This is a genomic window from Pigmentibacter ruber (genome assembly GCF_009792895.1).
In the GTDB taxonomy this organism is placed as follows: domain Bacteria; phylum Bdellovibrionota_B; class Oligoflexia; order Silvanigrellales; family Silvanigrellaceae; genus Silvanigrella; species Silvanigrella rubra.
Genome location: NZ_WSSC01000001.1, coordinates 209,922 through 223,830, shown reverse-complemented (window position 1 = coordinate 223,830; position 13,909 = coordinate 209,922). Strand labels below are relative to the sequence as shown.

The 13,909-nt window shown below is 27.5% G+C and carries 12 protein-coding genes; 5 read left to right on the top strand and 7 right to left on the bottom strand.

Annotation, left to right across the window (positions count from 1 at the left end):
• Positions 1 to 48 precede the first annotated feature (48 nt).
• From rfaE2 to GOY08_RS00955, 3 genes are all read left to right on the top strand, one after another.
• Positions 49 to 1,569: a D-glycero-beta-D-manno-heptose 1-phosphate adenylyltransferase gene (gene rfaE2 / locus GOY08_RS00965; RefSeq protein WP_158996695.1), complete on the top strand. Its 1,521-nt coding sequence runs from the start codon at positions 49 to 51 to the stop codon at positions 1,567 to 1,569.
• A gap of 162 nt (positions 1,570 to 1,731) precedes the next feature.
• Entirely contained in the window at positions 1,732 to 2,106 is a 375-nt protein-coding gene (locus GOY08_RS00960; RefSeq protein WP_158996694.1) for a RidA family protein, read from the top strand.
• Between the two features lie 142 nt (positions 2,107 to 2,248).
• Positions 2,249 to 3,127: a hypothetical protein gene (locus GOY08_RS00955; protein WP_158996693.1), complete on the top strand. Its 879-nt coding sequence runs from the start codon at positions 2,249 to 2,251 to the stop codon at positions 3,125 to 3,127.
• 2 nt (positions 3,128 to 3,129) lie between these two features.
• On the opposite strand, the gene GOY08_RS00950 is transcribed toward GOY08_RS00955, so the two are convergent.
• Positions 3,130 to 4,431 carry a DNA recombination protein RmuC gene (locus GOY08_RS00950; RefSeq protein WP_158996692.1) on the bottom strand — a complete coding sequence of 434 codons (1,302 nt, stop codon included), beginning with the start codon at positions 4,429 to 4,431 and terminating at the stop codon, positions 3,130 to 3,132.
• 123 nt (positions 4,432 to 4,554) lie between these two features.
• Here GOY08_RS00950 and GOY08_RS00945 point away from each other — a divergent pair, with 123 nt between their 5' ends.
• A complete protein-coding gene (locus GOY08_RS00945; protein WP_158996691.1) occupies positions 4,555 to 5,619 on the top strand; it encodes an LD-carboxypeptidase in 1,065 nt (354 codons plus the stop codon).
• A gap of 5 nt (positions 5,620 to 5,624) precedes the next feature.
• Here the strand turns inward: GOY08_RS00945 and GOY08_RS00940 are convergent, their stop codons facing one another.
• The 3 genes from GOY08_RS00940 to GOY08_RS00930 all read right to left on the bottom strand — a co-directional run bounded on the left by GOY08_RS00940 (position 5,625) and on the right by GOY08_RS00930 (position 8,028).
• The gene (locus tag GOY08_RS00940) at positions 5,625 to 6,023 is read right to left on the bottom strand and encodes a hypothetical protein (protein WP_158996690.1); all 399 of its coding nucleotides are present in this window, start codon (positions 6,021 to 6,023) and stop codon (positions 5,625 to 5,627) included.
• A 51-nt stretch (positions 6,024 to 6,074) separates the two neighbouring features.
• Positions 6,075 to 7,205: a histidine decarboxylase gene (locus GOY08_RS00935; protein ID WP_158996689.1), complete on the bottom strand. Its 1,131-nt coding sequence runs from the start codon at positions 7,203 to 7,205 to the stop codon at positions 6,075 to 6,077.
• Between the two features lie 163 nt (positions 7,206 to 7,368).
• On the bottom strand, positions 7,369 to 8,028 hold the full coding sequence (locus GOY08_RS00930) for a transporter (protein ID WP_158996688.1): 660 nt from the start codon (positions 8,026 to 8,028) through the stop codon (positions 7,369 to 7,371).
• Positions 8,029 to 8,375: 347 nt separating this feature from the next.
• On the opposite strand from GOY08_RS00930, the gene ggt reads away from it, so the two are divergent.
• Positions 8,376 to 10,130 (top strand): gamma-glutamyltransferase, encoded by a 1,755-nt coding sequence (gene ggt / locus GOY08_RS00925; RefSeq protein ID WP_202914005.1) that lies wholly within the window; start codon positions 8,376 to 8,378, stop codon positions 10,128 to 10,130.
• A 130-nt stretch (positions 10,131 to 10,260) separates the two neighbouring features.
• Here ggt and GOY08_RS00920 read toward each other — a convergent pair whose 3' ends face one another.
• The 3 genes from GOY08_RS00920 to GOY08_RS00910 form a co-directional block, all read right to left on the bottom strand.
• Positions 10,261 to 10,428: a hypothetical protein gene (locus GOY08_RS00920; RefSeq protein WP_158996687.1), complete on the bottom strand. Its 168-nt coding sequence runs from the start codon at positions 10,426 to 10,428 to the stop codon at positions 10,261 to 10,263.
• A gap of 204 nt (positions 10,429 to 10,632) precedes the next feature.
• On the bottom strand, positions 10,633 to 11,757 hold the full coding sequence (locus GOY08_RS00915; RefSeq protein WP_158996686.1) for a response regulator: 1,125 nt from the start codon (positions 11,755 to 11,757) through the stop codon (positions 10,633 to 10,635).
• Positions 11,736 to 13,904 (bottom strand): histidine kinase dimerization/phosphoacceptor domain -containing protein, encoded by a 2,169-nt coding sequence (locus GOY08_RS00910; protein WP_158996685.1) that lies wholly within the window; start codon positions 13,902 to 13,904, stop codon positions 11,736 to 11,738. The genes GOY08_RS00915 and GOY08_RS00910 overlap by 22 nt, the downstream gene beginning before the upstream one ends.
• Between the last annotated feature and the right edge of the window lie 5 nt (positions 13,905 to 13,909).

Below are 13,909 nucleotides of genomic sequence, written 5' to 3'. Positions count from 1 at the left end.
AATGAAAAGATGAGAAAATGACTCCTAATAGATGGGGAACGCATTACTATGGCCAGTTATGATCAACATTCAACTCCTGAAGACGCTCTAGCACTCAAAAATACAAGAATTTTTATTGCTGGCGACATTATCCTAGATACTTATATTGAAGGAAAAGTATCAAGAATCTCTCCCGAAGCTCCTGTTCCTGTCGTTTTAGAGACAGGAAGACGTTTTGTACCAGGAGGAGCTGGAAATGTTGCAGCTAACATTGCTAGCGTTGGTGGAGCGGCTTTCTTGTGTGGAAGAGTTGGGAACGACGCTGAAGCCCATATTCTAAAAGGCATTCTAGAAGATTATAATATTGATACCAATTCAATTATTATTTCAAAAGATGCTCCAACTATAGCTAAAATAAGAGTTGTTTCAGGCAGTTTATTGACTTCTGGCTCCCAACAAATTGTTCGTATTGATAAAGAAAAATTTGTCGAATTAGCAAAAAATGATGAAGAAAGAGTTGTTAAACTTTATGAGAAATTTTTACTCCAAGGCGGAAATCGATGTTTAATCATTTCCGATTATGGTAAAGGTTTTTTAACAAAAACTTTAATATCTTCTTTGATACAGTTAAGTAAACAATATCACGTTCCAGTAGTAACAGATCCAAAAAGTGAGGATGTTTTTAGATATCATGGTTCAACGGTTATTAAACCAAATTTAAATGAAGGCCGTTCAGTATTAAAAATACTAAAACCTGGCTTTATATCAAATTCATTTAAGCATGAAATAGAAACCATTGCAGACTGCTATTTAGAAGCTAGTGGTTGTGAAAATCTTGTCATGAGTCTTTCAGAAAATGGTGTCATGACAAAAGGAAAACATATTAATGGAACACTTAATATTGCAACACATGCTTTACAAGTAGCTGATGTTTCAGGAGCAGGAGACACCTTAATCTCATTTTTAGCAATGAGCTTAGCTGCTCAGCTGCCATTATCTAGAGCAACTGAGCTAGGAAATATAGCCGCTGGAATAGCTTGTGGAAAATCAGGAACTGCAACAATTACTTTGGCTGAGTTTCTTGATGCAATAAAAACAAGAAATGAAGCTATTCATCCTGAAAAACTAATGCCAATTCATTCTCTATCCCTTTTAATTTCTGAATTAAAACAACAACACAAAAAAACTGTGTTTACTAATGGTTGTTTTGATATTTTGCATGCAGGCCATGTTGATTATCTTCAAAAAGCAAGAGCGCGAGGCGATCTTTTAGTGGTTGGATTAAATTCTGACAACAGTGTATCAAGATTAAAAGGTCCTTCCAGACCAGTTCAGAATGCTGCTGATCGCGCTGCAATTTTAGCTTCACTTGCGTGTATTGATTATATTGTAATATTTGAAGATGATAATCCACTAGAATTAATAAAAACATTAAAACCTGATGTATTAGTTAAAGGAGCTGATTATAATTTAGAAAATACAATTGGAGCTAAAGAAGTTCTTGAATGGGGTGGAAGTGTTGAACATATTTCTCTTTTACCTGGCAGAAGTACAAGTTCAATTATTCAAAAAGCTCAACTATCTAGGTAGTATCAAAACTTTACTTATTTGTTTTTTTCTTATATGACTTAACAAAGGAAATAAAAAATTCCATTTGTTAAGTTAAAAATACTTAGGGATAGCTCGCTAAAAAATATTGATTAAAATAACATTGGTTTTTAAGTTTTACATAATGAGTTAAGGAAATTCACCATGAAAATTATCGCAACTGAAAATGCACCAAAAGCTATAGGTCCATATTCACAAGCAATTGTATTAGGTAATATGGTTTACTGTTCAGGCTCTATCCCATTAAACCCTACTTCTATGAAAGTAGAAGCGACAACAATTGAGCAACAAACAGAGCAAGTAATTAAAAATATGGAAGCAATATTAACTCATGCAGGATCTGCTTTAGAAAAAGTAATAAAAACTACAGTTTTTTTAAAAAGTATGGATGATTTTCAAAAAATGAATGGAGTTTATGAAAGACTTTTTAAGGGCCATGCACCAGCTAGATCTACAGTACAAGTTGCAAAATTGCCATTAGATGTAATGGTTGAAATAGAGTGTATTGCTACATTGTAAGTTGACTCATTCTAATTAATTTTTAAATGTTTTATAATTTTTCCATAAATTTCATGTTTATAAAGATTATTACTCAGCTTTTTTTGACTGACGACTTTAATAAAGTATAAAATACCTCAGCATGCGATAAGAGGAGGTCTCAATGAACATGAAACCCATGCAAAAATCAGCTATAAAGCCTATTCCCTCAGCAAAAAACTTTCAGCACACTGAAAAGTCCTCATTTTTTAAAAGATTGTTTGGGTTTGAAAGTCAGAAAGTAGTAAATTCACTGCGTGCTGAAAACCAAGAATTAATTTTGATGAATCAAAGAAATATGGAATCAATAAAAACTCTTTCAGATCAATTAGCTGAATGTCTTAGTTTTCAACAAAATAATATTCAAGTCATTACTGAACGTTTAAAAATTATGGAAAATCTTCCTGCAAAACAAGAAGCATTACATGAAAAAATTATGGATTCTTTTGATAGAGCAACTTTTTTCATTCAAAATGCATCTCAAGATCTCATTCAAGCAAAATCTAACTTCACTAGTATAAATCTTGAAACAATTGAAAATTCAGGCACTATTGAAATCGCAGAATTTATGCGCAATTTTTTAATCAATAATCTTTTATCTAAACAAATTCAAACAATTTTATTTAATATTATTGATGAAAAAATGAATTTAAAAGATGCTGAAACTCACACAATAAAATTGCAAAAAAATATTCAAATAGTAAATAGTCAAATTTCACAAATAAATTTTAAATTAGAAAAATATAATTTCAAAATTGAAGATAGTCTTTGGAAGGCATATGCCCCTGAACTACAAACTGCAGATGTAACTGAACATTGTTCGGCAGAAGAATTTCAAAGTATCATAAAACTATCTCAAAAAGCTGGTATTTTTGATGAAAATGATAAAATTAAATCATTGGTTATTTCTGAAACAGTGCCAGCTATTTCAGTATTTAGTAAAGAAAAATCAAGTTGGGTTGTCAAAAGAAGAGCTAAAGTAATTGTTTTAAAACCAGCATAAAATTATTCAATAAATTCTTGCTTTATTTGTTTTTGGGGGGTTGCTCCAAGCTCCTTTAAATTCTCTATTCTTTTAAATATATTCCCACTACCAAGTTTAAGCTTATTAAATGCATCACTATATTGCTTTTGACCCTGTTCAAAAGTTTTTCCTATTTTTTCAAAATCATCCATAAACCCAACAAATTTATCATAAAGTTTTCCTCCTTCTCTAGCAATTTCTAATGCATTTTTATTTTGATTTTCTAATTTCCAAATTGAAGCCACAGTTTTCAAACTTGTCAGTAAAGTTGTTGCAGTAACAAGTGCAATTTTTTTAGACCAAGCAAATTCAGAAAGATCTTTTTGAAAATGCATAGCTAATGAATAAGCATTTTCTATAGGAATAAATAAGAAAACAAACTCCGGTGTTTTTAGATCTCTTAATTCTGTATACGGCTTTTCAGATAAAATTATTATATGTTTTTTAATTGAAAAAATATGCTCTTCAATTGCTTTTTTTCTTTCAACTTCATCACAAGATGTTCGATATTTCTCATAAGCCGTTAGAGATACTTTAGCATCAATAATGATGTGTTTATTTTCTGGCAAATGAATAATGACATCTGGTCTATACATATCCCCTTCGGAATCTTTATAAGAACTTTGGGTTGTATATTCAAACTCTTTTCTTAATCCTGAGATTTCTAAAGTCTTTTCTAAAATAAATTCCCCCCAATCACCTTGAAATTTTGCATCTCCTTTTAACGCCTGAGTTAGAGACTTTGTTTCATCAGACATTTGTTGATTTAGTTTGACTAAACTTTCTATTTCATATTTTAAGGAATTTCTTTCATTTATGTCATTTAAATATTTTTGTTCAATACTTCTTTCAAAATTAATTAATTTTTCCTTAAATGGGTGAAGTAAATTATAAAAATTTTTTTCTGTAACTTCATTTAGAGATTTTGTCTTTTGCTCTAAAATTGAATTTGCTAAATTTTCAAACTCATGTTTAAAATTTGATTTCATATTTTCAAAGTAATCTTTCTGATTATTTAATTCTTTTTTGAAGAAATTATTTTCAGAATCTAAAGAATTTATTCTTAATTTATACTCTAATATAATATTTTCTTGTTTTATCAATTTATTACTTAATTCAACATTTTTATCTTTCAATGAATTTAAATCATCTTGCAGTTCAAGACTTTCTTCTAATAACTTACTAAATTTATTTGAATACTCTGATACTGTTTTTTTATACTTCATAATATACAGAAAAATGAAGAAAGAAAATAAAGAAAAAATTAAGAAATATATTATCATTTTGTTACCCCAATATAACTCCTAAAAAAATGTGCTTAAAAATAAAGTGTACTAAAATTTTATGAACCTATTCCTTTTTTTGCAATAAAATTTTGTCTATAATTATTTTAACTGAGGAATAGAATGAGCAAATTTAATAAAACATTAATTTATTTATCAATTTTTATCCAAATCAAAATTTTTGCAAATTATAATAATGAGAATTCATCCACCAATAATTTTTTGAAAGAATTAAATGTAAAATTTACTGAAAATATTTTTGAAAATTTTAAAAAAATTAAAGTAAACGCTGTTTCTCCTTCTTCACCTTTAGAAACAGAAAAACTACTAGAACTAAAAAAAATTAATTTTTTATACTTCAACAAGAATTTTAGTTTTTCATCTTCTGACACACCATATCTCGCAAGGAGCGACTTAGAAAGATTTAATGAGCTAAAAGAGGCAATTAATAATGATAATAAAATTATTTGGGCAACTCGAGGTGGTTATGGATCTTCAAGACTATTTCAGTATTTAGCAAAACTAGAAAAAAATGGAATCAACAAGATTTTTATTGGGTATAGCGATGTTACATTTCTTCATATATTTTTTATCCAAAAATGGAATTGGATTACGATACATGGAGCAACATTAGGTGATATTTTAGAAGGGAATAAAGATAAAAAAAATTTCATATTGCTTGATAAAATAATTAATACTAATAAAGGAGAAATTACCTATGACAACATCAAAAATGAAAATACTTTAGCCAAAAAATCTAGTTTAATAAAAGGATTAACGATAGGCGGAAATTTAGAAATGATACTTAGTAGTATAGGAACACCATGGGAAATTAAAGCTGAAAATAAAATCGTTTTTTTAGAAGAAACAAATGTAAAAGGATATTCACTTGATCGAGCATTTACTCATCTTTTACAATCTAATATACTTAAAAATGCTAAAGCTATTGTATTAGGAGAATTTATTGGAAATGAAGAGCAAGTTAAGCTGGCAATCAATAGTTTTATTGAAGAAAGTAATATTCCTGTATTTAAATTAAATATTTTTGGTCATGGTAAGAAAAATTATCCAATACTTTTAAATGTAGAAGCTAAAATAGATCCTACATTTAAGAAAATTATATTCGAATTTGACAAAAATGATTTTCATGTAAATGAAATGTCTAAACAGTATGCTAAGCGGGATTAATTTATTTAGGATGGACTTTGTGATTGCTGTCCATTACTATCACCGCCTTTGCCCTTGTCATCACCGCCTTTGCCCTTGTCATCACCGCCTTTGCCCTTGTCATCACCGCCTTTGCCCTTATCATCACCGCCTTTGCCTTTGTCTCCAGCTCTTCCAGCTTCATTTCCTTGTCCGCCAGGTCCGCCAGGTCCGCCAGGTCCGCCTTGCCCGCCTTGTCCGCCACCACCGGAACCTCCTTTACCACCACCTGGTCCGCCGCCACCGCCGCCACCAGAACCTCCTTTACCACCGCCGCCACCGCCGCCACCGCCGCCACCGCCGCCGCCTGGTGCAGCTAACACAGATAGATGTGCAAAAGTGAAAAGGATCGTAGCAAAAATTGCAAAAGTTGATCGAAGCTTCATTTAATACCTCCCTTATTAAGTAAACAAAATGATTATTACATAAATTATTTTTTACAAAAAACCATTTTGTTTCATGTCAATTTGTAGGTCGGCAATTAGTTTATCAATACTTTTTTTTGTCATATGCGGCATTGTAATAATATGCGCTATATTTTGATAAGTTGCTATAGACCACTTTTTTATTATTTTTTCGTTTGGTTTTGGAAACACTACAATTGGTGAAAAATTATTAACCCAAGCATGAATTCCAAATTTTACCATTTTTTGTACTGCATATTCTGCTAGTTTTAGGCAATATTTTACTATGTTCTGAAAATCTTGTTTTGTTTTTTGCTGAATAGCTGTCCATAATATTAATGAAGATAATCCTTCTCTTGATCCTAGTAAGGTACTATCATAAGCTCGCAAGTAATCAATATTTTTTTCAATCATTTTTTTTAATTTAAAATGAGTTAAAAAAATCCCACAAGGTATTGGAGAACCAATAAATTTATGTCCACTTATAGATAAACTATCAATTTTATCGAGTGAAAGATTTAAAGAATGTTTACAAAAAGGTAGAATAAATCCATGTAAAGCTGCATCGCAATGAATATAGTACTTTTCTATATTATGGTTCTGGAGAATAATTTTAACATTTTCCACTCTATCAATTGCACCAGTAATTGTCGTACCAATATTTAAAACTATAATTAATGGTCTTTTTCTATACTTTAAAACATTTCTTTCAAAATCAAAATAATCAATTTCTCCATTTTCTTGGACAGAAATTAATGAATTTTGACTTCTAGTAACGGCTATTGCCTTCATTATGCTATAGTGACTATGTGAACTGTATAAAACAATTCCATTTTGAAATTTTGTTCTTGCTAGGTGAATAGCAAATAAATTACTTTCAGTTCCTCCTGATGTAATATATCCCCAATAATCCTTTTTTTTATTATAAAGTGCCGAAAAATATTTTATTACATCTGCTTCAAATTTAAGAGTATTTAATGGATAATTTGAGGCTTGAAAAGAATCTCCAACATTATTAATTGATAAGCGAAAAAATTTATTTAAAAATTTATAATTAAATCTTTGATTTTCAGGATATCCTGCAATTAAATTTTTTTTTCCAAGTAAATTTCTATATTCATTGATCAATAAATCTTGATAGGTTTTTATTTGCTTTTGAGTCATAGTGGACTCCTAATATATTTTATTTTAAATTTTTTTTATTATATATAATAATATAGAGAAGTCAACAATTTTTAATAATTAAAATAAATAGATTGGATAAAAAAACTCCTCGTTTATAAAAAATATAAAAGAGGAGTTTTAAAAATTTATATAGTATAAAGTTTTAGATTGACCACATAAATAATAAGTTTATTGATTTTTCAAAGTAAGTTAGATCTTTACTTTCTTTTCTAAATTTTTGCTCCATAGTATGCATACCCAAAGTAGCATTAGCACCCATACTAAAAAGGTCTCCAAATTTATATAATCCCATTAAATTAACACTATAGATATAGTGATTAGAAATATCTGTTGTAGTAAATAAATTGCCTGGATATCCAATTGGTCTTTCGTATTCATATTCATCTCTAGTCGTTGTACCTAAGCTACCCAAACCAATAAAATTAAATTTTTCATTAATATTATATTTTATACCTGCATTTGCTAAAATTGCTGAATAATTATATCTAACTTTCCACTTATCTCCTACATCATTCTTATAATCACCTGTAACGTATGTACCCTGTAATGCTAATCCAACAACAGGCTTAATTTTTGTATTTGTTTGGATAGTATACAAACCACCAACAGTAAGATTAGAGCCTGTTAAATTTGGACTTTCTCCATTAATATCTTTATCTTGTAATGACATAGAAGTATATCCAAAATAGCCATAAATATCTAAATTGATTTTTTTGGATTCATTTTTTTCAGATTCTTCAGCACTCGCATTTAACGATAACATTAAAAAACTAATTATTACAGTTATATATAATTTGAACATACAAACTCCTTCAAAAATAAAAAGAACATACTCATTAAATTATTTTTACTTGCTAAACAAGAATTATTTACTTTATTTTTAGTTAATAAAAATTAATAATATCAATATAATACAAAAAAAGTATAAATTTAAATTTCCAATAAATAAAAAAAATTACTAAATATTATTCAATTAATTAAATGATTTAAGCAGTTTTTCCAGCTATAATATCAAACTAGATCAAAGTTAATAAAATATTTCATTTATTCACTAATTTTTTATTTTATGTAACTAATTTAAATAAAATCAGAATTGAAATTTTTTTAATTTTATACTATGTTCTCTATAAAATTATAAGGAAAAATCTAATGAAAAAAATAGCATATTTTTTGTTAAAATTAATATTATTAAATTCTCTTTACGTTCATCCTTCTTTCTCGAAAATTGATTCCTCACAATTTCAAAATACCAATAAAAACACAGAAATATTTAAGCCAATTTTTGGAAAAAACGGAATAGTAGTAAGCGAAGAAGAACTAGCTTCAAAAATAGGAGTAGAAATTCTTCGTCAAGGAGGAAATGCGATAGATGCAGCTGTTGCTGTTGGATATGCTTTAGCAGTGACATTACCTGAGGCTGGAAATATTGGCGGGGGAGGCTTTATGATGATTTGGCTAAATAAAGAAAAAAGAGCTATAAACATCAATTACCGCGAGAAAGCTCCATTTTTAGCTAGTAAGAATATGTTTTTATCAGCTAATGGAAATTTAGACACTGAAAAATTAGATAAAAGCTATTTGTCATCAGGAGTGCCAGGAACTGTTTTAGGTCTCAATTATGCGCTAAAAAAATATGGTAAACTTCCTCTTAATAAAGTTATTCAACCAGCAATTGAATTGGCTGAAAATGGATTTATAGTTTCACATGCCCTTGCTCAGTCATTAATTGAATCTGAAGATCTTCTTTCTACAAGTGAAGAAACTAAAAAAATTTTTTTTAAGAATGGAAAACCTTTAAAAGTTGGTGATAAGTTAATTCAACAAGATTTAGCAAAAACATTAAAATTGATTTCTGAATTAGGTGATGACGGCTTTTATAAAGGAGAAACTGCAAATAAAATAGCAGAAGATATGAAAAATAATGGGGGTATTATTTCGTTAGAAGATTTAACTAAATATAATTTAGAAGAACAAAACCCTGTGCATGGTAAGTATAAAAATTATAATATTTATTCCGTCCCCCCTCCTAGTTCTGGTGGTGTTACTATAATTGAAATGTTAAATATATTAGAAAATTTTGATCTAAAATATTACCCATTAAACAGTGCTAAATATTTTCATTTAATGAATGAAATAATGAGTTATGCTTATTTTGACAGAAATAGTAAGCTAGGAGATCCTAATTTTGTAAAAAATCCTTTAGATAAATTAACTAATAAAGCATATGCAAAACAAATTGCTAAAAAAATCAATCTTTCCAAACATACTCCTTCTATTAGCATAGAAAAATCAAAAGACTCTAAAAAAGAAGAAATTAATACAACTCATTTTTCAATTATTGATAGTGAAGGTAACATGGTATCAAACACCTATACTTTAAACTTTTCTTTTGGGAATGGAAAAGTGGTAAAAGGGGCAGGCTTTTTACTTAACAATGAGATGGGAGATTTTACAGCAAAATTAGGTAGTGCTAATTCTTATGGCTTAGTTCAAGGTGAAAAAAATATTATAGCACCTCAAAAGAGACCTTTAAGTTCTATGAGCCCAACAATTATATTAAATGAGAAATCTGAACCTATTTTGGTTGTAGGAGCGCCAGGTGGGAGCAGAATTATTTCACAAGTTTTTAATTTTATAGTTAGATATATAGATTATCATAAAAATATTGCTACATGTATTGCAACTCCAAAATTTCATAATCAATTATGGCCTGATATTTTTTTCTATGAGGAGGGAACTAGTTCAGATACTTTAGAAAAAATGCTAAAAATGGGTCATAAAATAAAGTTAAGTGAACCTTTTGGGTCTTTGCAAGCAGCAGAAGTAAAAGAAATAAATAAACAGTATTTTGGATTTACTGATCCTCGCACAGAAGGAGGCGCAGCTATTGGCTTTTTCCAGTAACTGCGCCTGTTCTTTAATCATCCTCTAATGCTTATTCTATTAATTAGAATGCAAATAAAAAAACAAAGAAATAAAAAATAAAATCAAAATAAAAAATGTCCTAACATTCATACAATTTCCTTTGTATTTATTAAAAATAAGAATTTTTACTAACAATATATTTAATTACTTTTTTCTCACTTGAAGATTCAGTTATTTTTTTATCTTCTTCTGACTTTAGTAAACTTGTATTTGCTAGAATAAATATTCCACATGCAGAAATTGCGATAGAAACTTTGATGATTGAATATATATTCATGGTGACACCTACTTTATATATATAAGAGATCTGAATTAGGAAGGACATGATTAAAAGAACATTCTATTTATAATTTAGTTTGACTAGATAGTCAATAAGTTTTTTATAAATTAACTAGAAAAAATCTAAAAAATGTTAATAGATAGCTATTATTAAATATTCTATTTAATTAAAAAGAATAAATTGTGTATGATGTTCTTTGAATCAATTTTTTTGTTGAATTTTAACTTTTATTACAAAACAATTCACTTCTTTATCTATCTCAAGAAATAAATCACTATTACACTTTTCTAATAAATTTTTTGTTGTAACCAATGCAAATTTATTTAACTTTATTTTATCATTATTTTCGGAGTGTGGATTAAAAATATTTTCTATAACTTCTGAATCTAATAGCTCACCACTAAATGACAATTTAATTAATCTTTCATCTTTAGCAGTATTTTCTTCCCAATTTATCTCAATCCATGAATCGGATTGATTTTGAATAAAATCACAAATTGTTTTTAACACATTGACTAAAGATAAAAACAAAACTGATCTTGAAGTATAAATATGAATTTGTTTAGAACCTTTTAATTCTCTAATTAATACCTTTTTCGATAAAGCATAATATTTGCATATATCTAAAGCCTCTTTACAACCTTCAAATATTGTAAAACTACTTGGAGCATCTAGCTCTAGTGAATCAAGTAAATGATTATAATTTTTTACTGTAGATTTTATAGAATTTGATGCAGAGTCTATTAAATTTAAGGCTGTTATGACATTCAAATTAGTGGATAAAACTTGCTCATTTTTTAGTGTATTATAAGCCATAAATATTTGTGTTAATGAAGTGTTGATTGCATGAATAAATCCTGACGCGAAGGTATCAACTGCATTTAAACGTTCTACGTTACTTATTAAATTTTCTAACTTCAATATTTTAATTTTATCTTCAAATTGAGAAAAAGCTATTTCTATTACTATTTGTAATTCTCTTTCTTGAAAAGGTTTTAATACATAACCATATGCACCATTCATTTTAGCTCTATTAAATGTTGCGGCATCTTGATTAGCAGTAATAAAAATAATTGGTACAAGTTTTTGCTCTAATATTATTTCAGCAGTTTTTATTCCATCATCTTGTCCTTTTAAATGAATATCCATTAGTATAAGATCTGGATTATGCATAAAAAACTGCATAATTGCTTTCATTGAGTTATCCGCAATACCTACAACTTGATAGTTTAAATCAGTTAGTATATCTTCCAAGTTTTTTGCAAGTATTGCTTCGTCTTCAACAATTAATATTTTTTTCTTTACTATGTTTTCATTTCCAACCATGAACACTTCCTCTTAAAAAATTTTATCTCAATTTTAACTCCATTTTCACCATCCCATTCAAATAATCCGTCTAATTGCTTTATTAACATTTTAATTAATTCAATTCCTATTGATTTCCTTCCTTCTTTAATTAGATCCTTACAACCAATACCATTATCACTTAATGAAAATAGAACATATTGATCTGATTCTTTCCAATCTATAATTATTAATGGCTTTTCAATTGATTTAAAAGCATATTTTATTGAATTAGTTATAAATTCATGAACAATTAAACCAAAAGGAAGTGATTGTTGTAGAGGAATTTTTGTATTATTAGGAATTTTAATATTTATATCTAAATTCTTAGTATCTTTATATATACTTTTCGTGAAAATTGATAAATTTTGGATATACTTTTTTAAATCCAAAACTCCATAATTATTTTCCTGATATAAAGATTCATGAAGTAAACTGATTGAAGTAACTCTGCTTTTCATTTCTTTTAAAGTGCTAGTTACTTCTGAAATCCCAGATTCTCTAATTTTCCAATCAAATAATGCATTAAGTATTGATAAGTTATTTTTCACTCTATGATGTACTTCACTTAATAGTATTTCAATTTGCCTATTTTTTTCTTGAAGAATTTGATTATTTATTTCTAAATTAGAAAGATATTTAGATCTTTCTTCAGAAATCAAGGATTTAATTTTTTCGAAATAAAATATATCAGACTTACTCCAAACTTCACTTTTACTTTTAACTTCTTGATACCATGTATCAAAAGATTTTCTAGGGCCTATTTGACCATTAGACTCACTATAATCATTTGGATTACCACTCCATTTTACTGTTTCTATTTGCTCTTTTCTTACAAGCATAATAAAATCACCAAATTTTTCTTCTATATTAAAAAGCATTACACCAGAAATATCAGATATTCCATTTAAAAAATTATTATATTTTTTAACTTCATTAGTAAAAAAAATTTTTTCTTTATTTAATTCAGTAATTAATTTTTTAATTTCACTTAAAGGAATATTATTTTTTAATTTATCAGATATATTTATCTTATTACTATTCCCAAAAATTATATAATCAAATTTTATTGCATTTTTTAAACATTCAAAATGAGTTTCTCTCATATTTTGTAAATGAAAATTACAATTTACAAAATGGCCTATAAACTCTTTTAAAATGTCATCACGATAAATATTATTTTTTTTTAAATTATTAATTTCAAATTTTGTTGAAATATGCTCTATTAAGTTACTTAACTTATTCATTATAAATAAAGAAATTTCTTTTGGTGTATAATTATGACATCCAATTAACCCAGCTAATCTATTTCCACTAATTACACTAAATGATGCTGAAGAAGAAATTCCCATATTTTTGATATATTGAATATGGGTTTTACCAATAGTTCTAACTAAAGAAAGATCTAATTTAAACTGTTCAATTTCTCCAATAATTTTAAATTCTTTATAATTTGCATTCGGAATAATTCTCATTCTATTTGTTAGATATAAATTTCTGACAGTAAATGGAACGTCTGAAGCTGGAAAATGATGATGAAGAATTGACTCACAAGTATCACTTTTTGCTTCACCAATTACATATCCATGTTCATCTTCTCCGAAATGGCAGTAATAAACTCTGTCATAGTTTGTAATTTCTTTAACTAATTTACAAATATCATGTACTAATTTTTCATTATCATCATATTGAGGTGTAGAAATAAATCTATTAAAATTAGAAACTAATCCTGTTACAATATCATTATCTTTCGCTCTATATTCATTAAAAATTTCGATAATAATTAAGTTTTCATTTTGATAAAAGTAACATTCTTTTAATACACTTGAATTTTCTGAAAAACAAAACTTAATTTCAGCAATATAGTAATTTAAATTATTACTGTTTTCTTGGAAATTTAAAGCTATGTTTTTTATTTTTTCAAAGCTATCATCAATAACATAAGCCGATATATTTTTTCCAATTAGTAATGAAGCTTTTAAGTTTGCTATATTCTCAATATTTTCCGAAAGCGAAACTATTGTAAAATCATGTTTTTTAAATGCTAAAAAAATACCAAATTCTTGGACATATGAAAAATCACTAGTCTTAAGATTTTCACAATAGCTAAATGGATTTGAACTCATCATTTTTC

What these genes read in the sequence shown, in the direction of transcription:
- rfaE2 (WP_158996695.1), top strand. Translation starts at nt 49, where the DNA reads ATGGCCAGTTATGATCAACATTCAACTCCTGAAGACGCTCTAGCACTC.
- GOY08_RS00960 (WP_158996694.1), top strand. Translation starts at nt 1,732, where the DNA reads ATGAAAATTATCGCAACTGAAAATGCACCAAAAGCTATAGGTCCATAT.
- GOY08_RS00955 (WP_158996693.1), top strand. Translation starts at nt 2,249, where the DNA reads ATGAACATGAAACCCATGCAAAAATCAGCTATAAAGCCTATTCCCTCA.
- GOY08_RS00950 (WP_158996692.1), bottom strand. Translation starts at nt 4,431, where the DNA reads ATGATAATATATTTCTTAATTTTTTCTTTATTTTCTTTCTTCATTTTT.
- GOY08_RS00945 (WP_158996691.1), top strand. Translation starts at nt 4,555, where the DNA reads ATGAGCAAATTTAATAAAACATTAATTTATTTATCAATTTTTATCCAA.
- GOY08_RS00940 (WP_158996690.1), bottom strand. Translation starts at nt 6,023, where the DNA reads ATGAAGCTTCGATCAACTTTTGCAATTTTTGCTACGATCCTTTTCACT.
- GOY08_RS00935 (WP_158996689.1), bottom strand. Translation starts at nt 7,205, where the DNA reads ATGACTCAAAAGCAAATAAAAACCTATCAAGATTTATTGATCAATGAA.
- GOY08_RS00930 (WP_158996688.1), bottom strand. Translation starts at nt 8,028, where the DNA reads ATGTTCAAATTATATATAACTGTAATAATTAGTTTTTTAATGTTATCG.
- ggt (WP_202914005.1), top strand. Translation starts at nt 8,376, where the DNA reads ATGAAAAAAATAGCATATTTTTTGTTAAAATTAATATTATTAAATTCT.
- GOY08_RS00920 (WP_158996687.1), bottom strand. Translation starts at nt 10,428, where the DNA reads ATGAATATATATTCAATCATCAAAGTTTCTATCGCAATTTCTGCATGT.
- GOY08_RS00915 (WP_158996686.1), bottom strand. Translation starts at nt 11,757, where the DNA reads ATGGTTGGAAATGAAAACATAGTAAAGAAAAAAATATTAATTGTTGAA.
- GOY08_RS00910 (WP_158996685.1), bottom strand. Translation starts at nt 13,904, where the DNA reads ATGATGAGTTCAAATCCATTTAGCTATTGTGAAAATCTTAAGACTAGT.